The following is a 23619-nucleotide window of genomic DNA, read 5'->3' as shown; positions in this document are numbered from 1 at the left end:
TGCGGCTTTTTACGTATTTTTCCAGCTGCTTTCTATCTTTATCTGACAGTGTAATTTTGACCTGAGCGGGCATCTGACTAACTCCTGTTTGTAGGGAGAGCGCTCAAGATTATATATCAGCGGTCAATTTAATACACTGCACTAGGTGATTTATTAATTGCTTCCGGAGGTTATCAGTATTTCCCTAATCTGGTCGGATTGCAATTGCCCATAGCAACCTTTATAGGCCCTGCTTTTTATTTTTACGCTCGATCTATGATGACGCGTTCAAGTGTATTGCATACTAAATCAATCGCTTTAGCCTGTATTGGCCCTTTGCTAGGTATAATAGCTTTGCTCCCTTTTGCCCTTGGGCTCAATGCAGAACAAAAACTGGCGTTAGGGAACCTCTGAATAATTCCCCAAGTATCGGATAGAATCGTACTACTCCTCAAGGCTACCCAAAATCATGCATCAAGTCACCTTCGCCGAAGCCGAATACCGAAGCAAGCGCCGTCAAACCCGGCGCGAGAAATTTCTGGCAAAGATGGATGCGCTCATTCCCTGGCAGCGCCTGCGCGACCGTAGCGAGCCCTTCTACCACAACAACGACCGCGGCCCGCGGGCGTATTCGCTTGATGTCATGCTGCGCATTCACTGCATGCAGCTGTTTTACAACCTCAGCGACCCGGCAATGGAAGATGCGCTCTACGAAATCGAATCCATGCGCAATTTCTCCGGGCTGCGCTTGGCGGGCAGAATTCCGGATGAAACCACCATCCTTAACTTCCGCCGCCTGCTGGAAAAAAACGACCTTGGGCGCAAACTTTTCGAAGAGTTCAACGGCTACTTGCGGGAAAAAGGCATGATGTTGCGCGAGGGCACCATCGTCGATGCCACCATTATTTCTGCACCCAGCTCGAAAAAAAACCAAGCCAAAGAACGCGATCCGGAAATGCTCCAAACAAAAAAAGGCAACACTTGGCACTTCGGAATGAAAACGCACATTGGTACCGACGACGTACTCGGACTTATCCACAGCCTCGAAACCACGGCCGTCAATGCGCACGACGTGACAGCAACAAAACAATTGCTGCACGGCGAGGAAAAGCGTATTTGGGGCGATTCCGGCTATACCGGTGCCGAGAAGCGTGAAGAATTAAAAGATAAGAAGGTTGAGTGGCATATCGCCATGAAGCCGAGCAAGCTGAAGACGCTGCCGGGCAAAGAAGAGCTGAAAGCGACGGAAAAAATCAAGGCGCAGATCTGGGCCAAAGTGGAGCACCCGTTCCGATATATCAAATGCATCTTTGGCTACCGCAAAGTGCGCTATCGGGGACTGGAGAAAAATACCCAACGTCTGTGCATGTTAGCAGGCTTCACCAATTTATTGATTGGGAAAAAATATCTGTCCGCATAGGGGCAGTGCGCCCAAAATCCGTGAAAAGCGGGCTTTGGGTGAGGAAAACGGGGGTCATTTTCTGTGAAAACGTAATTTTTGACTGATCCTTGATCAACTCCTCCCGTTTTGGTGTGGGAGCGCGGGAGGAAGGTGAATTAATCAGAGGTTCCTTAGCTAATCCTTTAACGCGTGACCCAGAGCTATTCAAATTTGCTTTTCTAACTTGTTTACTCTTAATACTTATTTTTTTAATAACTACTTTAATTTATCTCGGTGCTACGTATAGATTGCAAATTAAGCATAGATTCCAGTTAATGCAGAGATTTTCAGATATTGAAAAAGAATCATTAGATTGGCTGCGGTTAATTCTACTTTTATGGGGGAGTGTCTGGATTTTATATACAATCGAATACATTTTAGGTTTTATGGGCATTCGTTGGGAGGGATCAGGCCTAGTAATTCCAATGTTAAATCTGATATTGCTATTAGTATTTGCATATTTATCACTCAACCAGCCTCTGTTGGCTGACAACCAAAAATCTGAAGATCATGAAACACTATCTCGCACCGCTACATTGGATATAGATAGAATGATTCGTATAGCTGAAAAGTTGCGTCACGCCATGCAGAGAGAACGTTTATTTTGTGAAAACGAACTCTCCCTGAATCAATTATCGAGCACAATCAATGTATCAGAGAATCATATTTCTGAAACCTTATCCCAACATTTAGGTGTTAACTTCTTTTCGTTTATCAACCAATATCGTGTCGAAGAGGCTAAGAAATTACTCATAAATACAAGTCAATCTATTATTGATATCTCGTTAGAATCTGGCTTCAACTCACGATCTACATTCAACCTGGCATTTAAAAAATCTGAAGGAGTTACGCCTACGGCATACCGTAAACAAGCTGACAATCAAAATATATCTGAAATTTTATAGACGAATGTGCCTATTAGGACGACGTAGACCACAAGGTGGTTGATACTTTCCTATGAAAAATATCACTTTAAGGAAAGACCTATGTCAAACATGTTTGCAGCGCGCTTAATAGGTGCACTATTTATTATTTCTACAGCTTCTTACTTAACAGCAAGTGAATTGATATCAAGTTTAATGAACTTGCCCGATTTTTTAGCGCAGGCATATCCACACAAAAACCTATTAACTTTAGCTGCATTACTTGAGTTTGTTAATTCAGCTGCTGTAGTAGGCATTGCGATAACAATCTTCCCCATCGTTAAGCAATTAAACGAACGAATAGCATTAGCTTATATTAGCTTTCGAGCAATTGAGGCTATCATGTTACTTATTGGGGTTGTAGCCTTGTTGTCTCTAATAAATGTAAGTCAAGCACTACTTGATGCCTCTGCACCCAATGTTGAATATTTCTATTTCATAGCAGATATTCTCAAGGCTGAGCGTTATATTAATTTTCAACTTGGTATGATCCCATTAGCATTATGTGGATTTATCCTTTGCATAACCTTTTATCAATACCGCTTAATACCACGGGCATTATCAGTATTAGGCCTTTTAGGCTATTTGTTATTGTTGTTAAAAGTGACATCTGATTTTTTTGCAATCAATTTAGGTGGTGGCTTTCTGTATATTCCTGGCGCACTATTTGAGCTACTTTTACCGTTGTGGCTGTTTGTTAAAGGGTTTCACCTACCTGCAACCTCTAAGAACACTAGGGAAGCTCTGAGCAAGTTCAGGAATTTGTAAAAAATCAGCTTTTTCGTGGATTTTCCTTATTTTGGAAAAATAATTGCTCGCATTTTCATCTATCTTCGGCTGCAACCCGCCTCCTGGCGAATCGTAGACGCACCTCTCCTACGCGAGGAGGTAATCTTTGCTCTTTAACAGATTTGCAAAGCCCGCCAGTAGATGCAGGCGCTCGGTATTTTTCGCGAGACCGCGATAGCGAACTTTGCTGTATCCGAAAATTCTCTTGATCGTGAGAAACGGATGCTCGACTTTGGCGCGAACTTGAGCTTTGATTTTCTCCGCTTTGGCCATGTCACTATTCCTGGCAAGCTTGCGCCGACTGCCCGGGCGCATGGCGATGTACCAGTCGATACTTTTGCCTTGATGCTCCGGCCGCTTCTCTACACCGCGGTAGCCGGCGTCCCCCCAGACTCGCTGCTCATCGCCATGCAACAATTTGTCGGTTTGCGTAATATCGTGTTCATTGGCGCTAGTGGTCTCTATGCTGTGAATCAGCCCCAATCCATCGTCCACGCCAATGTGCATCTTCATTCCAAAATGCCATTCATCGCCCTTTCGGGTCTGATGCATTTCAGGGTCGCGTTTTCCTTCGCGGTTCTTCGTAGAGCCGGGAGCAGAAATGATCGTAGCATCGATAATCGTCCCCTCGCGCAGCGCTAACCCATGGTCAGAGAGGTACTTGCCGATCTCTCGAAACAATTTCTTCCCGAGATTGTGCTGTTCCAGCAGGTGGCGGAACTTCAGGATGGTCGTTTCGTCCGGCAGGCTGTCGGATAGGCGCAGGCCCGCAAAGCGACGCATAGACTCAATCTCATACAGTGCATCCTCCATAGCCGGGTCGCTGAGGTTGTAAAACAGCTGCATGCAGTGGATACGCAGCATCACATGCATTCTGGCGTGGAGAATACATTGGCTGACAATGTTAAATAGAGAAGACAAGCGGTTGTCTCCAAACTTGGCTTTTGATGATATTGAAAGGAAAATATTGATCCAGTATTTTCAGAAAATAGTGGTGCCTTCAACTTTACCGGATTATATCGATCGATTAGCGAGATGGGGTGGATACTTAGCGCGGGCAAGTGATCCGCCACCAGGCAATACCGTCATTTGGAGAGGCATGAACAAACTGTATGAATTGCGTGCGGGCTTCGAACTCGCCTTAGATGTGGGTAATTAAATGGTTATTTGATCGCTTACTGTACACCGCCAGTTCCGCAAGCTGACTAAAACCAAGGGCAGCCTTGCCAATGAGAACAGCTTACTCAAGCTGCTTTACGGCGGTATACTGAAAGCCTTCGGGCGCTGGACGCAGCCGATCCAGAACTGGAACTTGACGCTGTCACAGCTGACGATCCACTTCCCAGTTCGCTTGGCGAAATATATGAGGCTACTTGGCTGATACAGCGTTTTGAACACCCTCACCAAATATGTTGTGGCAGGCACAACATATCTTTATTTGGTATGTATTTTGCCTTAGCCCGATTAAGAACCCATTCTTCGATGATCTTTGAGTTACCATAAACTGTGAACTTGGAATTTTTGTTTGTAACTGGATCATTTTACTTTTCCCAAAAAATGAGATAAACACCCTTTAAAGTTGTTTCCATAAAGTCACAAGCCTGTGTGCCATCATCTAAATAACCCTCTGTCTCAACTTCCCCTTTAGAGCTGGAGTAATAACCGGATACTGCCAACGAGTCTTATTCATGGGCTCATTGCCTAGAGTGACATTGGCGAGAAATACTATCTCGGCTTTTTCATAGGCCTCATTCAAAGCCTCTTTATTATGCATTACCCCATCAGTTGGGCAATGGTATGGAATACCAAGTACCTGGATGGGCAACATAAATAGAATGGCTAGTAATCTGCTCATTGGTTTTTACACATAGCGTTGCCAACAGGGCGGCCTACGCTTTACCTGATTATCGGGCTGACTAGTAGGTCATGCCATATTTTGTTTATTATTTTTATCTTTGGAAAACCATATAAATAGTAGAAAACATGAAACCACTCCAGCCTTGCCTTATGTCTTTAAGCTCCCAACCGTCACGAGCCAGATCGTTAGCTCGCCGTGTAGCTTTCTCTGTGAGGCCGACTAAACTCCATAATTGAGAGACCGCTTCTATTTTGTACTCCATGATATTCCTCTCGATAGCTATTACTAAAAATTTTGAAAGACCAATAAAGCAAATTTATACAGCGACCGGCATGAGCACTATTATCCTGATTACTCTCTCGGAGGAGACTCTGCGTCACCTGTCTAATATTTCCTTTTAAATCAATCAATTGTACAATTTTGTACAGTTGCACAAAATAGAAAAAGGTCATCGCGACCTCTATCCTGGAATAAACTACTACCTGTAACGCATTGTATTTACTCGTTTTAGGAATTTATTTTTCTATGATTGACACAAATTGAGCACGCAGACAACCGGACTACGGTCCCTGTGCGACAACTTAATCTCCGGTAACCATGACTTATGGCTCGAACATACCCTTAGGGTTGCAGGCTGCTGAAAATACATTTCAATCCTTGCTAAGGGGCTTTCTGCTCGGCGATAAAGCGCTGTATCTGCGTTTCCAGCATGGAAAGCGGCAGGGCGCCATTGCTGAGAATGGCGTCGTGGAATGCCCGTAGATCAAACTTGTCCCCAAGGGCCTTTTCTGCCTGGGCGCGCAGCTGGCGAATTTTGATCTCACCCATCTTGTAGGAGAGCGCCTGTCCCGGCCAGGAGATATAGCGGTCCACTTCCGCACGCACATTGGCCGGCGATAGGGAGGTGTTGTCAGAGAGAAAATCCAGGGCCTGCTGGCGGGTCCAGCCCTGGGAGTGGATACCCGTATCGATCACCAGGCGGGCGGCACGCCACATTTCATAGCTGAGGCGCCCAAAGTGTTCGTAGGGGGTGGTATATAGGCCCATCTCCTTGCCGAGGCGTTCCGAATAGAGAGCCCAGCCTTCACCGAAGGCGCTCAGGTAAAGGTTACGGCGAAAGTCCGGTACATTTTCCAGCTCCTGGGAAAGCGCGTTTTGCAGGTGGTGCCCCGGCACCGCCTCATGCAGGGTCAACGCCGGCAACTCGTACAGGGGACGCTGGTCCAGTCCGTGGGTGTTCAGCCAGTAGGCACCGCCGCGGATACCGCCAATGGCGGCGGGGTTATAGGAAGCCGTGGTGTAGTTGGGGGCTATCTCACTGGGTACCGGCACCACACCATAGGGCGTGCGCGGCAGCAGATTGAAAAATTCCGGCAAGCGGTAGTCAATACGCTTGGCGATATAGGCGGTTTCCTTCAAAAGTGCTTCCGGTGTGTTGGCATAAAACTGCGGATCTGTACGCAGGAAGTGGGTAAACTCCTCAAAACTGCCTTTAAAGCCGGATTCCTTAATCAAGGCTTCCATTTCCGTACGGATGCGCCCCACCTCTTCAAGACCGATACGGTGGATCTGCGCCGGGTCCATATCCATGGTGACATAATAACGAATATTATGACGGTAGTACTCGCTGCCATCGCGCATCTGTTCTGCGCCAATGGTCTCGCTGGCAGCCTTAAGGTAATCTCCTTCAAGGAAATCGGCAACGCGGGCAAAGGCCGGCATGGCCACTTGCCGGATTGCCTCTGTACCGGCATCGCGCAGGCGTTGCTGTTCTGCGGCTGGAATAGATGCGGGCATTTCCGCGAAAGGCTTGTACAAACTGCTCTCGGTGGGGTCTGAGTAGACCTGTGCACGCACTGTGGGCGCTATCCCTTCCACCACAATCCTGGGCAGTACAAAGCCGGTGCGTATGCCCTCGCGCATATTGGCGATGTTTTCATCGAAGTAGCGGCCGAATGCTCTAATCCGGGCAATATAATCCTCGTAGTCGCTGACCCGGTACATGGCCAGACCCCGGTTGGCATTCAGTGCGCTGCTGTAGAAGCTGGAGAAGGTGTTCAGGGGAACCCGCTCCAGGAACAGCGTCTTGCTTTCAATACCGCTTTCCAGTACCCACGCGAGCAGTTCACGGTTGATCCTGTCCGATTCAACCAGGTCCTTTGCATCCACGGCGTTAAGGCGATTGAGGAACTGGCGCTCGGCCTCCAGGCGGCGCGCGCGATCCTCAGCGGTCACCCCCGGCAGCTGTCGGTTATAATCCCGCACACCCATACGCCCGGCGGTGATAGGGTCTTCGCGTAAACTGTATTTCCAGTGGTCCTCAATCACACTGTGCAGTTGCTCGGTGGCTGTAGCGGCCCAGCCCGCCGGGGCAAGAATACAGGTGACCACTAGGGCACCGGAGAATCGAATAAGGCGGTTGCCCAGGGTGCTGCCAGATTTCACTTTTCTCTCCATTATTCCGTTCAAATCATTTCGTAACCATAACATGGGTGGCGTAATCGAGGGCTGCTTTTTTGCGATCGGAAACTCCTTGCGGATTTCCGGTCGCCTGGAGAAAGACAATAATCTTTACGGCTGGTTATAATACAGCGTTTTAAACACCCTCTATAGAGGCAAAGGTAATTGTATCGAATCAGTGTTTGTTCACCTGATTCTCGGTATAAATCCTCTTATTGCCTTGAAAAGTATCGTAAAAGTTACGATGTGATTGATAGGAGACTGCATCTGACCTTAGATTATATTCCCTAATCCAGCTGACCAACATTTCCAAATTTGCGTCTTGGGCTTCTTGAGTCTTGTACTTGTGCGGCTCCCAGGGGCGATTCCTGGCGTTGACGATACATTGTTCAACGCCGAGGTCCATAAATATTATTTCCGTGGCTTCATGCTTCAGAAGTACCAGTAAATCAGTGTAGCATCCCTCAACCACCCATCCATTCTGCTCCTGCAGAAAACTATTTATCCTTATCCGTGATTCTTCAATAGTTCTTCTTTGAGGTGGCGATATTGGCAGCCATGCCAAAAGATCCAGATCCAAATGGGCCAAACCCTCTTTACCTGCAATATGTCTGGCAAGTGTAGATTTCCCAGAACCGGAATTTCCAAAAATTAAAATTTTCCTCATCACAACCTCCAGGTTTAATATCACAAAACCCCATGGATAACTGTAGACAAATCGCAGCCGCCAGAAAAGCCGAGCAACTCGTTATGGGCACAGAAGCTAAAAGTGGGACTGGGGTTACCTGCTAAGATATGAACTCTCTAAGTTGGATTTGGTTGCCATCAGGATCAACCATATTGCACACTTTAAATAAAGGGTTTGACCACTCTCCCTCCAATGCTTGACCACCCAATTTTTCAGCTTTGCCTCTTGCTTTATTAAGACACTCTACGGTAAGAAATATTTTTATGGTATTAAGAGTATGCGCCGATACTTCAAAGGGTGGTGCATGCACAACAATATTCAGTTGATCATTACCGATACTGACAAACTCTTTTGTTTCCCGCAATAAATTCATCCCAAACATTACAATATAGAACTTAGATAAATTCTTGAACTTTTTTGAGTAAACTATAACTCCACTTTTTGGAGCTGTGCTCATTTTTTCCTCCGCATCAAGCTAAAAGCCGTTCTTATGCACTGAAGTATACACAGTGTATAGACTGGGCACAGTGGATGATACTTATCAAGTTGCCAGATTCCTGCTTGTCGATAAGCCGGACTTGAACTGCACATATTAGTTCAGCAACCATTATCATTGAGTCAGAAAGCAGTTTTGTCAATGATATAAAATCCAAAACCTGGAAAAAATGTACCAAAAACTCTGCTTATGGTTAAGGATATACGCCTTGACCCGCCTGAGTTTTTGTACACTCTCTTACCTCACAGAATTATCAAAGTCCTCTGGGTTGGCAGCAGTTACTACTCGGTATGTTTGACTTGCCATTATCCAGCGTTTGCTTTCTAATAATCCACCTTTTCGAAAGATGCTTTATCGCAAAAACCCATACCCTCACGGGTATATGTCCCAGGAGTATATGCAATTGGCGAACCGCTCATATCTGTACAGCCTCAGCAACCAACCAATCTCCTATACAGACCGACCCAAATCGATTTCTGGCTTATCAGAGTGGCCATATAATGTTCCGCTGTCATACCGCATCCTTTTGTCGGGCAACCCGAAGCTTTGTGCTTCATTGGTTTCAGACGGCTTTGAAAGTGATTCACCCGATGATAAGACACAGCTCTATGCGATAAGCGGTGACTTTGAGGCGGGATTCATACGATTCAAAAAGTTTATCGAAGTCGTGCGATTACTTGCCGCAGAAAAGTCTGCACCTCTGTTGTCCATGCTGGATGAAACGGTGGATTTCCTTCAGCAGCATCAGGATCGCTATCTACTGCTTGAGACCATTGAGCTGGGCTGTATGGAGGAGGAAGAGGAAGCTGCACTGCGCGCCTGTGTTGAAGCTGAAGTTACTGCTTGCCGTGATGTCGGGGCCGCTATCGATTCACTCCCAGGAGATCCCAGAATGGCCGCGGATATTCTCAAAGAAGCGGCTGAGAAAGAGAAAGCTCCACCCCTTAACGTATTTTATAGAATCCTGTTCAACGATAATTTCGACTGTTTAGATAATGATACTCCCTTGGGACTATACTGGAGCGATGTTCTTTATTGCGAACTCGAAAATAAGGAAGAGTTTGATGAGTTTGTGTAACTTTACCCGATCTCACTTGGGGTATCACCCCAACGGGCTGTGATATAAGCAGGGTTGCATAAATGTGTAACCCCGGAGATTGTTGAGTTTTTTCATATCTCCGGGTAATTTGCCGACGCGCATCATACCGTTTCCACAACCCGAAGATCATCCAGGAACTGACGAAAACTGGGTGCGTAGTATCCTAAACGATAGTCTTCGGCCTCCTCAATAGTTTCGATTGTATCAGGGCATTCATCATCACCTGGATAGTGAACGCATTCGTGATCGAAAAGGAAAATCTGGCCGAACCGGTCCTTGCGGAGGCACAGCATTATCGTATTTCCGCCTTCGTCAACTCCGATCGGCAATAGCGCCTTCGGGACCCATGAGTCAACAGGTGAATTGAATGCCGCCTGCATTTCATCCAGGCTGTACATACGCCTGGGTATCAGTTGTGCACCTCGCTCATCGAGATATTCAACAGGCGTCTCAATGACGCGCCCACCACCGCAACATTTCAAAAAGTGTTTCAACTCCTGGGGAAGTGTCAAATCCATCCTGCGCTCGAAAGCTGAAAGCGCTTCATCTGATGCCGCCTTTCCGCCCTCCCCCCTAATGACTGCAACAAACTCTTCCAGTGTCATATCGATATTCTCTATAGTGAAAAAGATGGAGATACTACTTCATGCCGGCTACTCCAGTCTATCGAGGCCCTCTTAAATACACGCTCTTCTTACATAAACGGTGCAGTGGTGATAACAAAGATCCCGGTAAGGTGATACGCACTAACCGGCACGAGGCAATACTTCAGGCGATGAACCGCAAAATGGAAACCAAAGAAGCCAAAGCGGTATATAAACGATGTAAGGCCATTGCAGAACCGTCTTTTGACCAGATCAAGAACTCAGAATTCCGAGGTTTCAGTGTCCGGGGCAAAGAAAAAGTAGCCGGAGAATTTTCATTGGTCTGCAGTGCTTATGACTTCAAAAAAATTGCCAAATCGATTTCCACAGGATCAATCTGTATTGAAGAAGCGAAAAGACTGAAAATGGCCATATAAAGGGCAAAAACTGGAATTTCCTATCCCAAATAGCCAGAATATAGGTTAATTTTTAAACGATTGAAAAAATATTGAAGCTCTCATTTGTGTTATGGGTAGTTTTCGGACGGCCTCCTAGGGTACCTTCTTTCAGGATCACCCCTGATTCTACCAGCCAGCTGTTGACTTCAGTAAAAGTAGCTCGACCAATTTGATGCTTTTCATAAAGGGCATCTTCTATACCTTTTTCACTGAGGCCGTACCACTGTTGAAGACAGTGAATACCAAGCATGGCTTCCAGTGTGTAGGGTGGACGACCATTTTAGCGTTTAGGGTAGTAAGGCTCAATGAGATTGATGAGCCTATGCCAAGGCAGTAGTTTTTCCAGTTTTGCCAAAAATCGTTCCTTGCGAATTGTTCGATGTTTCTAGACAAACTCACTATCTGCAAAGCTAAGCTGCTGGGCATGAGAAAATCATCAGTGGCTGAACTGTTCTGAGATTAACTCGTGCTTGTGAACTTATTCGCATACTCCAAAGGCAAGGCGGCCATTTCTGATAATAAGAAATATGAATCATTTTGGTCAGGCTGCCTTTTCAAAGCAGCCGGCATTGAAAATACCTTCCCGAGAATCATACGCTTTGATTTTTTGTATGTAAACCAGGTTCAATTGTTTAAAAACACGCGTAAGCAGATCGCTGATAACGCAGGAATTGAACATCGAGCACAAACAGATGCAAGAATACTATTTTGCTTTTTTATATTCACTGAATATTACTTAAACTCTAGAAGTTCAGACCTGCTCAACTATCAGTCTCTTCATCCGATAACGCTTAAAACCAACAAGACCGATGGCAACAAACGTCTGCAGTGCGCCGTACATCAGAAGAGAAATAAGGACAATATCACCTACCGGGTCTGGTTGACCGGCAACTACTGGAAACAACAATACCTTCAGCATCAAACCCAGATTGATGTTCCGTACCACCACTTCCATATCTACCGCTGTAGCATCCCACCGAGAAAGACCTAAAGTTCCTCTGAATAGTAGCGACCTCAACAAGGTCATCACCAAAATCAAGAAAAGAATCAAATAGATATTCTTCATTCCAAACGCTTCTAGGTCCAAACGGTCTGCCTGGGAGGCGCCAACGATGATCATTAGCAGGCCGAACATGGAAATACGAATAGCCCATCGTGAAAGTAGAATGGCCGTGTCTGGAAATAAACGTAGATAAAGCATACCCAGTGACAATGGTAACAATAGGGTTACAGCTATTTCTTTCATTATTTTACCCGTGGGCATAACGAAATCTGCCGGCATATCAGAACTGATCAGCATTTTCAGAACTAACGGCGTGGTAATCAAGCAGAGTAATGTAGTAATCGCCGTGATTGCCACAGACAGCGCCAGATTTCCCCGGGCAAAGTGGGTAAATATATTGGATGTAGAACCTCCGGGAACCGCTGCAATTAGCGCTATTCCAAATGCAATACCACCTGTGAGGCCAAATACCGAAATGAAACCAAAAGCAATGGCAGGGACCACCACAATTTGGATCAGTGTTCCACAGGCAACTGCTTTAGGTTCCAGAAGCAATTCCCTGAAATCACTGGGAGTTAGAGTCGCCCCCATACCAATCATTGCCGTTACCAATTGAAAGACAGAAAACCCGTATTCATTTTGAATATAAAATTCACCCATACATCACCTTGTTATTGTTCTAGATGTAGTGATCCAGATATAAAGAATTAGATTTCACTGTTGATAATATACAAAGAAATGCCGGATTTAAAATATCAGCCTTTGTGAATGAGCGTGATATCCGGAATAGAGCATCGGGAAATAGAAACCTCTTGTCAAGCTGATAACGTATTGATTCCCATGTATTATTCCCTTTCTGAAACTTAGACCCAAAATGTCTGTTTTCTGTCTCATCGAGACAAGTACTTCTTCTTTCAATTCAATAAACTCCAATCGAACCGAATTAAAATAATAAATCCGGGTTATCGTGTTAAATATTAGTCACTTTTTTCATTGTAAAGCTTATGATGAGCAGCCTCTCTCTAACCATTTTTATTTTAATTAGTCATACTTCGGTTTATTAAAAGTAGATAGATACCAGGCGTAATATCGTGCCCGGAAGCTAACTACAAATTATGGGATCATTATGAAACTATCTCGACGCCAGTTATTGCTTGGAGGCGGCGCAGCAGCTATTGCGGCCCCAGGAATTTTAGGAGCACTTACAGCCCCCCGTGGTGTTGAGATCAATGTAGAACGTGATCTGTCCCTGTGGACCCTACAATTGCCAACACAGCCTAGCTTCAAACCCCTTGATCACTCAAGAAAAGTAGATCTCGCTATTATCGGAGCTGGTTATACAGGTTTGAGCTGTGCCTATTATGCGAAAAAGATGCGCCCTGATTGGAATGTCATCGTTTTGGAATCCCATATGGTTGGTTCTGGCGCCAGTTCCAGAAACTCAGGAATCGTCTACGCCCGTCAGGTGGGCATTAATAATCAGGACTTCGCTGATCGGGGATTCGAACGACTAAAAGCATTTATTGATGACCAGCAGATTGACTGTGATTTTATGCCGTCTCCAACCCTGATACTCGCCAATAATTCGTCCCAGGCGGCCACTCTGATTTCTCGAATGACTTCCAATGAACGCTGGATACCCGCCCCTAGACTAAATGAACGTCTTCATAGTCGTTCTTATAATGGCGGTGTCGTATCACCAGGCTATTACAAAATACAGCCAGCAAAATTACTGTCCGGCCATCTAAAAGCAGCATTCGATGTTGGTGTTGAAATTTTTGAGCAATCTCCAGCCACGAAGATTTATCATGGTAAGGTAGTCACCATAAACACACCAGGGGGCGATGTGACTGCATCCCATGCTATGGTTGCCACCAATGCCTACAGTTCACGCCTCGGTATCTTCCCTCACACGGCTTTTCCAATTCATCAATACACCCTGGCAACACGGCAACTGACGCTCGATGAAATTAACCGGTATGGCCTGGACCAGTGGACGACACGTTTCGAGAAAGTCACTCTACCTGTAACCTTCAGCTTAACACCTACCCGCCATTTCTTTATGCGAATGGTTCTGGGTTATGAAAAGTTTGATTCTCAAGTATGGCATAGTCCTGAGGGCGCAAAAGCCACTGCTCTCAATTTATTTGAAAAACGTTACCCTAATATCCATGAACTTCAACCAGACATCGCATGGCATGGCGTTACCGGACATACGGTATCGGAAAAACCTGTGTTCAGTGTTATTGGTGAAAACAATGTTCATATCGGTATCGCTTACAACGGACTCGGGATTATGCCCGGGCATAATATCGGCTATCTTAGTGCCAGCCGGATAACAGGTAATCCAGATCCTGATGTTCAGTTCCTGGAAGACACAGCAGGCTCCCTACCAATTCCAAGAGACTACTACCGCAACATGATGCTACAGAGCGTGATGAAACTTGCCTCACCACTCTAAATAACCATTAAAACTAAAAACAGAATTAATAAAGAACTGGCAGAAAATATATGGGAACAATCATTAACTCTCTAAGAAATCCAAAAGTATTAGTTTTTTTAATGATTATTGCAGTACCCATGATCCTCTTTTCCAAATGGATCGTACCTTATGCAAACCTGATGCTTATAGATGGTATCAGCGACCCGGAAGGTGCCCGTATACTACTAAGCCATATGACTTCTGAGCAGATTACAGGACACCTTTGGTTCACTAACACATTGGACCTCATCCTGCCATTTGCCGCTGCCTCACTGTTCGCCAGCGCCGCCATGAATGCATTTGGCAAGTTCGGATGGATACTGGCTCTCCCCCCGCTGGCCGCACTTCCCCTGGACTTGGTAGAGGGTGTTGTACAGACCTTGGCACTAATAAATACTGCTGACCTGCTGGATATCAAGGCATATACAACACCGGTCAAGTCCATGGGTTATAAGCTGGGATTTCTGATTTCACTGGTAGCTTTAATAAAGTGGATGATAGTGAAAATCATGAAGGTCATCCAACCAAAGGCATCGTAAAAACCACTCAGAATATCAACGCTATTTTGAAGATATTGATCGGTGAACTCCTGCGAAAGTACACTGATCAATCATTTATTCCATTCAAAGCTGACTGTACTTTTTCCGGTAATTCAGGGGTGTTAAGCCCGCCATTCTCTTGAAGCCCCGATCAAAAGAGCTGGAATCCGAGTACCCCAGCTTCTGTGCCAGCTCAGTAATCGTTACATCCGTATCTGACAGATACTCTTTAGCTCGTACAAAAACGATATCTTCTTTCAAGCTGTTAAATGAAGTGCCCAGTTCACTTAAACGACGGTGCATTGTGCGGCGACTCATTCCAAGGGTTGAAGAAATCTTATCTGCACTGACCTCTCGATCCTCAAGATTGACGCCAATCTGAAACCTCACCTGATCCACCAGCGAACTGCTATGGGCAAGGTATTCTGGTGTGGATCGTACATGGCTTTCCAGCAACTCCAGAAGTTTAGGGTCTGAACCGGTGATTGGATAATCCAATAACTCTCCTGGAAAACTGATACCACTGAAATGGTGATCAAAAATAACATCACATGCCAATGGAAATGTTGATTCGTTCAAGCTGTCGGAATTTCCATGCTCAAAATAGATACTATTTGGTAACCAATTTTGCTCGCTGAGCATATTCCTGATCATCAGCACAAACTGGACAATAGTTCCTTCCACGTCCTGTTGACACTCTGTCACTGTCGCATGGTGTATCTTGTAGGTAAGAAAACACTCACCACTAGCTTCTCTAAAATTTGCGGACGCTCCTGGGGATGCGAGCATGATGTACTGACTAAGTAGAGACAGTGCTGCAGAAAATACAGGTGCATTGGATAGAATGTAGCCCAGTACACCTTGATACTGGGTTTCAGGGTTGAGTGCCATATTCGCCGACAGGAAACGACAGCCAGTGTGCTCAGATGCTAATTCCATAAGCGCCAGGTATTTTGACATGCTAACGCTGGCATTTTTTTCGTCCAACATTACGGAAGCATCTATACCCAACTCATCGTAGATGGTTTTTACATCAACGCCCTGTCGAACCAGCGCCTTATGAAAACGGTGCACATTATTTTTTTTCAAAAGTCGTTGCTGACGACGCATGAACGGTTTCCTGGAATGATAGTGATAGTACTCTCTTACTCACTTCTGCACCCTTACTTCCTACTGGTAAGTAAGGCAATCCATGTAACTACATGGCGACTAAAAATTTTTACATTGTATCACCTTATCCATGAAGAAAAACAGCGCTATGACTTATATCACTCCTCACCCCTTATTGCTGCCTCAATTTGCATACTTTCCGTTACTGCTGGAACAGCACTGAGAAACTAACTTCTTTAGTATCTTTTCCACCAGAGAACAATAACAAGTCTGTATTATCAGCAGTCATGAATAACAATGATGAAAAAAACCGGAGCCTGGTAAGTTCAATATTCCCTCGAACAGGCAGGGGTTACTCACACCTTTGAAATCCCCGTTGTTCACAAAATCAAAATATACGACGCATTAGATCAATCAGAGGCAATAACTCCCTTACTGGTTACCCAAGAAGGCCATGGAGCATTTATGAGCGATGCAGTGAGCCGGACAAGTGGTGGTATCGGAACAATGGTGATCGTACCCGCTGCCGGTGTTATCCATGCTGCTAGTGGTATTGGTGAAGCATCCCTGGATAGTATTCTCCTGTTGGCCATTGTTGTCGGGATTCACAGTGAGAGTAATTTCAAGCACCAACTTCATGATATTGATCAGCATAATCTGCTGGAACCGATTACCAAGGGTGTTTTAAAATTGGTACTCTTTCCGAAATTATTTCTAGTTTCTATGAAGCGAATCACTTGGCTCCACACTGACAGTCCGGCCGAGTATTTATTGAAGTTTCTGTCAATATTCAAATCGGAACCGGACTTATTTCTGATCTTGCAAAGTTTAAAAAATACACCAGCTGGATTATTCGGAACGACAACAGTAATTTCCAGATATAGCCTAGACCGTACTATCGTAATACGCGCTGCCTGGAAGGACATGATCCAGTAGCCGGGAAAAGTGCAGGCATGAAACGAACAGGGCCCGCCAAATTGGCGCCAGGCAATTCTTCTCTCCATTCATGAAAACAATAACACTGCGGAAGGATCCAATAAAAGTGTCATGAAAATGCCGTGTTTATGCAAAGGGTATCGGATTTGGACCAAGTTTCCTGAAATTTAGTGACCTGACTTATTTATTCGTCACTACAGCCATTTTCCTCTTGCGGTCTACAAAGCAGTTGGATAAGTGGAGATTCCATCGAGGATGTGTTTCTCAATAGGAATAAGCGAAAAGCCAGTTGATTAAAAAAGTAAAACCCCGAGTGAAATCTGGCTTACCCGTAATTATTCAGCAGTCTATCAAGAGTGCTCAATGATGCTTTTGTAAAATGCCCATGAAGCAGACCGGAACCGATTGGTTGCGGCTCAACCCGGATATTGGTTTTTTGTCCGGCCTCTGGGTTTCAGTGTAAAGAGCAACCGGCTTCCCTCCCGCTACCCCACTGGCGGATCCGACACGCCTTGCAACATCTGCAAGCGTCGCCCCACGATCATTGGGTAACCCCAGATAAAGGCCAGGCGCGCCTGGCCTTTACGCGATCTATCCTTATCCGTTATACCTGTTGATAAACCTTTAAAATCTACGCCAGCCTTGCAGTAAATTTTCGGCGGGGGCGTTGCCCCGATTATCAAGCTGATTAGCGTAAGTGAGACCCTCCATGCACTCTATAACGGCTTCCTGGGGTATTCCACCACTCTTAATCCATTCCCTCTGTGTTGCATAAGGCCTATTGACACCTGCCCGGTCGAAATGGTCATTTGCATCAGAAAAATTACCGGTACGCAACGCAATGGAAGTATCAATCTTATAAAGGTTTGTATTCAATATCTGTTGCGCGAATGTAGGATCAATTTTTGCAATTAATCCATAACCACCTGTGGATACCCACTGGCTTTCATACTTAGTTTGCAGTCCTGCTTTTGAATGCTTGGCCGCAAATGCGTTGTTCACATGTTCCATGAGTGAAACAGCCCCTAAAGCATCCCAAGGCTGAAAACCAGATATTCGAATCACGGCAGGCTCTCTAGTGTCGAACCGGTAGGCATAGGGCGGTAAATTCTTGCCATTTATTATTCTACCAACGCGCCGCCTAACTCTATTTACTTTTTCGTTTAGAAAATCATACTTAGCCATCTGGCACCTCATGTGTTGGAATAATTCGAATCATCATGAAATTTTTAACGACTTAGATTCGAATCTGAAGCGCATTCCTAAAACCCAGTTCAATTCATACACCGGAGTTTGGATAGCGACTCTCAATCAATTAGGCGCGCATTGAAGCAGAAAAATTCCTGTGCAGACAGAGTAAAAGATCGGTTTTTAAATCCACTCTGGCACTATTTTTTGATGTGGCATTGGCGTTGAATCATACTTGAACAGGCACAGAATACTAATTAAATTTTATCTGCTTATGGCCTGTCAATTCGTTAAGTCTCTGGGGGTTACGGCACAGGGAAGACCAACACAACCTTTTGGAATCCAGCCAACTTCACCCAGTGGCACTGGCATTCCCGGAATAACCATCAAAATGATTGTGGAATCCCACATTGATAGCCGATTTGATCATTGTTTGCTTTTGTGTGCCGCGCCCTCTGAATGGGTGTGATCGCCGGAGCGTCGATTATGTTATCGGAATCGGCAAAAGCTATTTCGCCACACGACGGAGCGCCTGTTCAGCGGATAACTCCGCATGAGCGCTGTCCCCGGCGTACAGCAAAAGCATGGGGATTTGGGGATTTGGGGATTTGGGGATTTGGGGATTTGGGGAGTTGGGGATTTGGGGAGTTGGGGAGTTGGGGAGTTGGGGAGTTGGGGAGTTGGGGAGTTGGGGAGTTGGGGAGTTGGGGGAGTTGGGGGAGTTGGGGAGTTGGGGAGTTGCGCCGCAATTCAGCTGAGTTCGCTATTTATTGAACAAAAATCTATTGCCTGAATACCCGAAACAAGATTGTGCGACTGCCCCTGAACATAATAAGTTTGGTGAAATATTCAGGCTAGGGCCATCACATGTACACACCCAGGAGTTACAGACCGGCTTGGATTAGGGAAACAGACGAAGACCATCTCTGGTAAAAAACCCGACTGAACAGAAAACTGCAGCTTGAAAAGCCGCAGCCCACGGAATACAGCCGGATTTTATACAGAGCGTCAATTATGCCTGCTCTATGACCTGATCAATACGCCCAAAAACAGATTGACCATTCCTGTCAAACATTTCAATGGCAATGGTATTGCCAAAATCCATAAACGGTGTGCTCGGCGAGCCCTTCTGGATGGTTTCAATCATACGGATCTCGGCGATACAACTGTAGCCGACACCGCCCTCTGCCACCGGTTTACCGGGGCCGCCGTCCAATTTATTGGACACGGTACCGGAACCAATAATGGTGCCCGCACAGAGTGGACGGGTTCTGGCAGCGTGGGCGATCAGCTGACCGAAATGAAAGGTCATATCCATACCGGCATTGGGCTCGCCAAACTTTTCTCCGTTCAGCTGTGAAACCAGCGGCAGATGCAATTTGCCCTCACGCCAGCTATCGCCCAATTGCTCGGGAGTGACACACACCGGCGAGAAGGCGCTGGAGGGTTTGGACTGGTAGAATCCGAACCCCTTGGCCAATTCTGCAGGAATCAAGCCGCGCAGGGAAACGTCGTTCACCAGCATTACCAACTTGATATGTGACAGCGCATCCTCAGCGGACACCCCCATAGGCACATCATCGGTGACCACGGCAATTTCCGCTTCGAAGTCGATACCGAAGCCATTGCTCTGTGGCATCTTCACCGGCTCGCGCGGGGCCAGGAAGGTATCGGAACCACCCTGGTACATCAGCGGGTCGCTGTAGAAACTCTCCGGCACCTCGGCACCGCGGGCCTTGCGCACCAATTCCACATGGTTTACATAAGCACTGCCATCGGCCCATTGGTAGGCGCGCGGCAGAGGCGAGGCGCACCGGGTCTGATCGAACGCTTCGCCCTGGATTTCACCGCTTTGCAGGCGCTGGTACAGTGTCTCCAGTTCACCGCGCACTACTGCCCAGTTGTCCAGTGCGCTCTGTATGGTCGTAGCGATATCACCGGCTGCCACCATACGGGTAAGATCGTTGCTGACGACAACCAGTTGGCCGTCGCGGCCGGATTTCAGACTGGCTAACTTCACTGTGCCTCCCCTTCAGTTTTTTTCCACAAAATCTTCTTCCCCATGCATCCAGGCGGCATGCCTTGGGGCTTTTTTCGTACGCGACCACTCTTCCAGCATCTCTTCGGCCACCCGCTTCAGCTCCTTGTGCATGCCGGGCTTGGCGGTATTGGCGGCCAGCTCAATACGATGACCGTTGGGGTCGAAGAAATAGATCGACTGAAAAAGCGTGTGATCGGTAGGGCCGAGCACATCCACACCGGCCGCTTCCAGTCGCGCTTTGGTCGCGAGCATGTCTTCCATAGACTCCACTTCGAAGGCGATGTGCTGCACCCACTGGGGGGTGTTTTCATCGCGCCCCATCTCCGGGGAGTTGGGGATTTCGAAGAAGGCGAGCACATTTCCCATACCCGCATCCATAAACACATGCATGTAAGGGTCCGGCTCACCGGTTGAGGGTACCTCGTTTTCGGCAATGGCCAGCTGAAAGTCCATGCCGAGAAGATCGCGATAGAATTCTACGGTCTCCTTGGCGTCCCTGCAGCGATATGCCACGTGGTGAATGCGCTTGATGCCCATTGAAGCCTCCGGGTTTTATTCCTTTTCTTTAATGACGCCGCGCTTAAGCTGGTCGCGCTCAATGGATTCGAACAGGGCCTTGAAATTGCCCTCGCCAAAGCCTTCGTCTTCCTTGCGCTGGATAAACTCGAAGAATACCGGGCCGAGCATATTGGCAGAAAAAATCTGCAGCAGCAGGCGCGGTTGGCCGCCTTCGGTAGTGCCATCGAGCAGGATACCACGGCTCCGGAATGCCTCGGTTGGCTCACCGTGGCCCGGCAGGCGCTCTTCCAGCATTTCGTAGTAGGTGTCCGGCGGCGGAGTCATAAACTCCATGCCCTGCTCTTTCAGGCGATCCCAGCAGGCGATCAGGTCGTCACAGGCAAAGGCGATATGCTGGATGCCCTCGCCATTGTACTTCATTAGAAACTCTTCGATTTGACCACCGCCACCGGCTGCCTCTTCATTCAGCGGTATGCGGATCTTGCCATCCGGCGCGGTCATGGCTTTGGATAGAAGACCAGTGTATTCGCCCTTGATATCGAAGTAACGGATCTCGCGGAAATTAAACAGATCCTCGTAATACTTGGCCCAGTAATCCATGCGACCGCGGTATACGTTATGGGTCAGGTGGTCCAGAGTGTGGAAGCCACAGCCTTCGGGGTGGCGGTCCACGCCTTCTTCCCAGTGGAAGTCGATATCGTAAATGGATTCGCCTTTCTTGTAGCGATCGATCAGATACAGGGTGGCACCACCAATACCTTTGATCGCCGGCAGGTGCAGCTCCATAGGGCCAGTCTGAACATCTACCGGCTGGGCGCCTTTGCGCAGGGCCTCTTCGTAGGCGAACTTGGCATTCTTCACACGGAAGGCCAGGCCACAGGCGGAGGGGCCGTGCTCCTGGGCATAGTAATCAGCGTGGCTTTTAGGCTCGTAGTTGGTGATAAAGTTGATATCCCCCTGGCGCCACAGCTCCACCTCTTTGGAGCGGTGACGGGCGACTTTCTCAAAGCCCATAGCCGTAAAAACAGTCTCGAGAATGCCTTTTTCCGGTGCGGTAAACTCCACAAATTCAAAGCCATCGAGACCCATCGGATTTTCAAACAAGTCGGCCATGCAGTCCTCCGTCTCTTATCATCGCGGCGCCTGAAATCGAGGCTGCGAATGGTTGATTTAAAGCGCAAAGAACTTAGTTGCACATGTAACTAATGTCAAGGGGTTCACAAAGCGAGGCCGGCTGGTACCGACCTGGCTTGGGGGGTCATGAATATCGTATCAACAGCGCTTCCCTTGCCACAAAACCAGCAACAGGCAAATCGGTGTCACACTCAGAGAGAACAGCAGTTAGGGCAGGATAGGGATTCGGGCGCACGCAGGCGTGTTACCAATCTGCAACACGCCCGAAACCATTAGCGCTCCTTGGGGGTACACTTACCAGCATCGGTACTGCACATGTGGCCCTTATGGAATTTGCCCGCCATTTGGTCGCACTGGGATTTGGTGACATCACTGGCACAGGTATTCTCCCCGTGCTGGCAACAGCCCATTTCCGATTTATCCATTCCCATGCCTTCGCCCATCCCCGCCTTCTTCTGCCCGCAGGCAGACAGGGTCAGTACTATCACCGCAGCCAGTATCCCGATTGAAGTTTTGAGTCGCATATCGGCCTCCTTTTGTTAATTCCGCACAGCAGCTGGTATAGAGATATTGCAACATCTGCCACGCATGCTTTGCCCGACCTGCGCAGACAATACTCACCAGCCGCACCAACCCCACACCTGGGTGTGACGCTCACACGCCACCCCACGGATTTACCGGGTCATGCAAAGACTGTAGCTCACAGGGGCAGTAAAACTGTATGACTGGTCGGACATTTTATTGATTTCCTCCGACTTCGCCAGACAAAGGGCAGCCCCCCCTTTTTGTATCCGCCAGAGCCGGTACAATCGGCCCCCGTTTGCGGGGCAGTGCCCCTCTATTCGATTAAGGATCGCCTATGCTGCTCGCCGCAGTCGCCATCATCGCCGGATTTGTTGTGCTGGTCTGGAGCGCCGATCAGTTTGTAGAAGGTGCCGCAGCTACCGCCAGGCACGCCGGCATGCCCACACTGCTGATCGGCATGGTGGTGGTCGGCTTTGGAACCTCCGCCCCGGAAATGGTGGTCTCGGCCATCGCGGCCCTAAATGGCAGCCCCGGCCTGGCGCTGGGCAACGCCTATGGCTCCAATATCACCAATACCGGCCTGATCCTCGGCCTGAGCGCACTCATTATTCCCCTTACGGTGCACTCAAAGATCGTGCGCAAGGAGCTGCCGCTTTTGCTGACCATTACCCTGCTGAGCGGTGCTTTTTTGTGGGACGGCAAGCTGGCGCGCTGGGAGGCCATTACCCTGTTGGGCGGTTTCTTTGCTTTGATTGGCTGGAGTATTTTCTCTGCACTGCACGGAAAAGGGGATCGAATGGAGGGGGACTTGGCAGGAGAGTTGGAGACGCACGCCATGCCCTTGGGCCGGGCCCTCTTCTGGGTAGTGACCGGGCTCCTGCTGCTGATCGCCAGTTCCCACATACTGGTGTGGGGGGCGGTGACGATTGCCGAATCCCTGGGGGTCAGCGACCTGATTATCGGCCTCACCATTGTCGCTCTGGGCACTTCACTGCCGGAACTCGCCGCCACAATCGTGGCGGCGCGCAAGGGGGAGCACGACATCGCCATTGGTAATGTAGTCGGCTCAAACATGTTCAACCTGCTGGCCGTGGTGGGCATCGCGGGCACTATCACGCCCATGCCGAGCGTGCCGCCGGAAGTGCTCACAAGGGATTGGCCGATGGTCATCGGCCTGACCATTGCCCTGTTTGTGTTCGCCTACGGTTTCCGCGGCCATGGCCGCATCAACCGCTGGGAGGGTGCCGCACTGCTGCTGGCCTACCTCGGGTATACCGGCTATCTGATTACAACAATTACCAAAGCCGCGCTGTGATTGCACCGTCGGGCGGGCATCCCCTCTGCACCGGGGTCCTGGATTGCAGAAT

20 protein-coding genes and 4 pseudogenes are annotated in these 23619 nt (G+C 47.6%); 11 read left to right on the top strand and 13 right to left on the bottom strand.

Features of this window, described 5'->3' with window-relative positions; genetic code table 11:
• Positions 1 to 448: 448 nt before the first annotated feature.
• From ACL7TT_RS04390 to ACL7TT_RS04380, 3 genes are all read left to right on the top strand, one after another.
• Complete coding sequence (locus ACL7TT_RS04390; protein WP_413393453.1) at positions 449 to 1399, top strand: IS5 family transposase; 951 nt, start codon at positions 449 to 451, stop codon at positions 1397 to 1399.
• An 89-nt stretch (positions 1400 to 1488) separates the two neighbouring features.
• Complete coding sequence (locus ACL7TT_RS04385) at positions 1489 to 2325, top strand: helix-turn-helix domain-containing protein (protein ID WP_413393451.1); 837 nt, start codon at positions 1489 to 1491, stop codon at positions 2323 to 2325.
• Positions 2326 to 2406: 81 nt separating this feature from the next.
• On the top strand, positions 2407 to 3111 hold the full coding sequence (locus ACL7TT_RS04380) for a DUF4386 domain-containing protein (RefSeq protein WP_413393449.1): 705 nt from the start codon (positions 2407 to 2409) through the stop codon (positions 3109 to 3111).
• Between the two features lie 108 nt (positions 3112 to 3219).
• Here the strand turns inward: ACL7TT_RS04380 and ACL7TT_RS04375 are convergent.
• Positions 3220 to 3996, bottom strand: a pseudogene (locus tag ACL7TT_RS04375) (IS5 family transposase); the annotation flags it as partial.
• Between ACL7TT_RS04375 and ACL7TT_RS04370 the strand changes: the two are divergent.
• Both ACL7TT_RS04370 and ACL7TT_RS04365 read left to right on the top strand, forming a co-directional pair.
• Entirely contained in the window at positions 3977 to 4291 is a 315-nt protein-coding gene (locus ACL7TT_RS04370) for an IS4 family transposase (RefSeq protein WP_413393447.1), read from the top strand. The pseudogene ACL7TT_RS04375 and the gene ACL7TT_RS04370 sit on opposite strands and share 20 nt — an antisense overlap.
• 21 nt (positions 4292 to 4312) lie before the next feature.
• Positions 4313 to 4513 (top strand): annotated as a pseudogene (locus tag ACL7TT_RS04365) (IS256 family transposase); the annotation flags it as partial.
• Between the two features lie 1137 nt (positions 4514 to 5650).
• On the opposite strand, the gene ACL7TT_RS04360 reads toward ACL7TT_RS04365, so the two are convergent.
• From ACL7TT_RS04360 to ACL7TT_RS04350, 3 genes are all read right to left on the bottom strand, one after another.
• Positions 5651 to 7435, bottom strand: coding sequence for a DUF885 domain-containing protein (locus ACL7TT_RS04360; protein ID WP_413393446.1), 1785 nt, complete (start codon positions 7433 to 7435; stop codon positions 5651 to 5653).
• 190 nt (positions 7436 to 7625) lie between these two features.
• Positions 7626 to 8117 (bottom strand): P-loop NTPase family protein, encoded by a 492-nt coding sequence (locus tag ACL7TT_RS04355; protein ID WP_413393445.1) that lies wholly within the window; start codon positions 8115 to 8117, stop codon positions 7626 to 7628.
• 121 nt (positions 8118 to 8238) lie between these two features.
• A complete protein-coding gene (locus ACL7TT_RS04350) occupies positions 8239 to 8595 on the bottom strand; it encodes a VOC family protein (protein WP_413393443.1) in 357 nt (118 codons plus the stop codon).
• 436 nt (positions 8596 to 9031) lie between these two features.
• Between ACL7TT_RS04350 and ACL7TT_RS04345 the strand changes: the two genes are divergently transcribed.
• The gene (locus ACL7TT_RS04345) at positions 9032 to 9712 is read left to right on the top strand and encodes a DUF7822 domain-containing protein (protein ID WP_413393441.1); all 681 of its coding nucleotides are present in this window, start codon (positions 9032 to 9034) and stop codon (positions 9710 to 9712) included.
• A gap of 122 nt (positions 9713 to 9834) precedes the next feature.
• On the opposite strand, the gene ACL7TT_RS04340 is transcribed toward ACL7TT_RS04345, so the two are convergent.
• Positions 9835 to 10338, bottom strand: a complete 504-nt coding sequence (locus ACL7TT_RS04340; protein WP_413393439.1) for an SMI1/KNR4 family protein — start codon at positions 10336 to 10338, stop codon at positions 9835 to 9837.
• 41 nt (positions 10339 to 10379) lie between these two features.
• Between ACL7TT_RS04340 and ACL7TT_RS04335 the strand changes: the two genes are divergently transcribed.
• Entirely contained in the window at positions 10380 to 10754 is a 375-nt protein-coding gene (locus ACL7TT_RS04335; RefSeq protein ID WP_299939809.1) for a transposase, read from the top strand.
• Positions 10755 to 10806: 52 nt separating this feature from the next.
• On the opposite strand, the pseudogene ACL7TT_RS04330 reads toward ACL7TT_RS04335, so the two are convergent.
• Both ACL7TT_RS04330 and ACL7TT_RS04325 read right to left on the bottom strand, forming a co-directional pair.
• Positions 10807 to 11040: pseudogene (locus tag ACL7TT_RS04330) on the bottom strand (transposase); the annotation flags it as partial.
• A gap of 486 nt (positions 11041 to 11526) precedes the next feature.
• Positions 11527 to 12438: a bile acid:sodium symporter family protein gene (locus tag ACL7TT_RS04325; protein WP_299939812.1), complete on the bottom strand. Its 912-nt coding sequence runs from the start codon at positions 12436 to 12438 to the stop codon at positions 11527 to 11529.
• A 466-nt stretch (positions 12439 to 12904) separates the two neighbouring features.
• Between ACL7TT_RS04325 and ACL7TT_RS04320 the strand changes: the two genes are divergently transcribed.
• Positions 12905 to 14239, top strand: a complete 1335-nt coding sequence (locus ACL7TT_RS04320; RefSeq protein WP_413393437.1) for an NAD(P)/FAD-dependent oxidoreductase — start codon at positions 12905 to 12907, stop codon at positions 14237 to 14239.
• A 50-nt stretch (positions 14240 to 14289) separates the two neighbouring features.
• Positions 14290 to 14799, top strand: coding sequence for a hypothetical protein (locus tag ACL7TT_RS04315; RefSeq protein WP_413393435.1), 510 nt, complete (start codon positions 14290 to 14292; stop codon positions 14797 to 14799).
• Positions 14800 to 14883: 84 nt separating this feature from the next.
• Here the strand turns inward: ACL7TT_RS04315 and ACL7TT_RS04310 are convergent, their stop codons facing one another.
• Positions 14884 to 15909, bottom strand: a complete 1026-nt coding sequence (locus tag ACL7TT_RS04310; protein WP_413393434.1) for a helix-turn-helix domain-containing protein — start codon at positions 15907 to 15909, stop codon at positions 14884 to 14886.
• Positions 15910 to 16254: 345 nt separating this feature from the next.
• Between ACL7TT_RS04310 and ACL7TT_RS04305 the strand changes: the two are divergent.
• Positions 16255 to 16845: pseudogene (locus ACL7TT_RS04305) on the top strand (thiamine pyrophosphate-binding protein); the annotation flags it as partial.
• Positions 16846 to 17469: 624 nt separating this feature from the next.
• On the opposite strand, the gene ACL7TT_RS04300 reads toward ACL7TT_RS04305, so the two are convergent.
• The 5 genes from ACL7TT_RS04300 to ACL7TT_RS04280 form a co-directional block, all read right to left on the bottom strand.
• Positions 17470 to 18030, bottom strand: a complete 561-nt coding sequence (locus ACL7TT_RS04300) for a hypothetical protein (RefSeq protein ID WP_299939823.1) — start codon at positions 18028 to 18030, stop codon at positions 17470 to 17472.
• Between the two features lie 1015 nt (positions 18031 to 19045).
• The gene (locus ACL7TT_RS04295; RefSeq protein WP_299939826.1) at positions 19046 to 20053 is read right to left on the bottom strand and encodes a fumarylacetoacetate hydrolase family protein; all 1008 of its coding nucleotides are present in this window, start codon (positions 20051 to 20053) and stop codon (positions 19046 to 19048) included.
• 12 nt (positions 20054 to 20065) lie between these two features.
• Positions 20066 to 20611: a VOC family protein gene (locus ACL7TT_RS04290; RefSeq protein ID WP_413393431.1), complete on the bottom strand. Its 546-nt coding sequence runs from the start codon at positions 20609 to 20611 to the stop codon at positions 20066 to 20068.
• Positions 20612 to 20626: 15 nt separating this feature from the next.
• Positions 20627 to 21706 (bottom strand): 4-hydroxyphenylpyruvate dioxygenase, encoded by a 1080-nt coding sequence (hppD, locus tag ACL7TT_RS04285; RefSeq protein WP_299939831.1) that lies wholly within the window; start codon positions 21704 to 21706, stop codon positions 20627 to 20629.
• 293 nt (positions 21707 to 21999) lie between these two features.
• Positions 22000 to 22251: a hypothetical protein gene (locus tag ACL7TT_RS04280; protein WP_299939834.1), complete on the bottom strand. Its 252-nt coding sequence runs from the start codon at positions 22249 to 22251 to the stop codon at positions 22000 to 22002.
• A 335-nt stretch (positions 22252 to 22586) separates the two neighbouring features.
• On the opposite strand from ACL7TT_RS04280, the gene ACL7TT_RS04275 reads away from it, so the two are divergent.
• Positions 22587 to 23567, top strand: a complete 981-nt coding sequence (locus tag ACL7TT_RS04275; RefSeq protein ID WP_413393429.1) for a calcium/sodium antiporter — start codon at positions 22587 to 22589, stop codon at positions 23565 to 23567.
• Positions 23568 to 23619: the final 52 nt, after the last annotated feature.

The organism is Microbulbifer jejuensis (assembly GCF_047289955.1).
GTDB lineage: Bacteria > Pseudomonadota > Gammaproteobacteria > Pseudomonadales > Cellvibrionaceae > Microbulbifer.
Note: the sequence above shows the minus strand (reverse complement) of the source record. Positions and strands in the feature narration are given on the sequence as shown.

Bases quoted from the DNA above. Each gene is read 5' to 3' on its own strand.
- ACL7TT_RS04390 (WP_413393453.1), top strand. From the start codon at position 449: ATGCATCAAGTCACCTTCGCCGAAGCCGAATACCGAAGCAAGCGCCGT.
- ACL7TT_RS04380 (WP_413393449.1), top strand. From the start codon at position 2,407: ATGTCAAACATGTTTGCAGCGCGCTTAATAGGTGCACTATTTATTATT.
- ACL7TT_RS04370 (WP_413393447.1), top strand. From the start codon at position 3,977: ATGCAGTGGATACGCAGCATCACATGCATTCTGGCGTGGAGAATACAT.
- ACL7TT_RS04355 (WP_413393445.1), bottom strand. From the start codon at position 8,117: ATGAGGAAAATTTTAATTTTTGGAAATTCCGGTTCTGGGAAATCTACA.
- ACL7TT_RS04350 (WP_413393443.1), bottom strand. From the start codon at position 8,595: ATGAGCACAGCTCCAAAAAGTGGAGTTATAGTTTACTCAAAAAAGTTC.
- ACL7TT_RS04345 (WP_413393441.1), top strand. From the start codon at position 9,032: ATGCAATTGGCGAACCGCTCATATCTGTACAGCCTCAGCAACCAACCA.
- ACL7TT_RS04340 (WP_413393439.1), bottom strand. From the start codon at position 10,338: ATGACACTGGAAGAGTTTGTTGCAGTCATTAGGGGGGAGGGCGGAAAG.
- ACL7TT_RS04335 (WP_299939809.1), top strand. From the start codon at position 10,380: ATGCCGGCTACTCCAGTCTATCGAGGCCCTCTTAAATACACGCTCTTC.
- ACL7TT_RS04325 (WP_299939812.1), bottom strand. From the start codon at position 12,438: ATGGGTGAATTTTATATTCAAAATGAATACGGGTTTTCTGTCTTTCAA.
- ACL7TT_RS04320 (WP_413393437.1), top strand. From the start codon at position 12,905: ATGAAACTATCTCGACGCCAGTTATTGCTTGGAGGCGGCGCAGCAGCT.
- ACL7TT_RS04315 (WP_413393435.1), top strand. From the start codon at position 14,290: ATGGGAACAATCATTAACTCTCTAAGAAATCCAAAAGTATTAGTTTTT.
- ACL7TT_RS04310 (WP_413393434.1), bottom strand. From the start codon at position 15,909: ATGCGTCGTCAGCAACGACTTTTGAAAAAAAATAATGTGCACCGTTTT.
- ACL7TT_RS04300 (WP_299939823.1), bottom strand. From the start codon at position 18,030: ATGGCTAAGTATGATTTTCTAAACGAAAAAGTAAATAGAGTTAGGCGG.
- ACL7TT_RS04290 (WP_413393431.1), bottom strand. From the start codon at position 20,611: ATGGGCATCAAGCGCATTCACCACGTGGCATATCGCTGCAGGGACGCC.
- hppD (WP_299939831.1), bottom strand. From the start codon at position 21,706: ATGGCCGACTTGTTTGAAAATCCGATGGGTCTCGATGGCTTTGAATTT.
- ACL7TT_RS04280 (WP_299939834.1), bottom strand. From the start codon at position 22,251: ATGCGACTCAAAACTTCAATCGGGATACTGGCTGCGGTGATAGTACTG.
- ACL7TT_RS04275 (WP_413393429.1), top strand. From the start codon at position 22,587: ATGCTGCTCGCCGCAGTCGCCATCATCGCCGGATTTGTTGTGCTGGTC.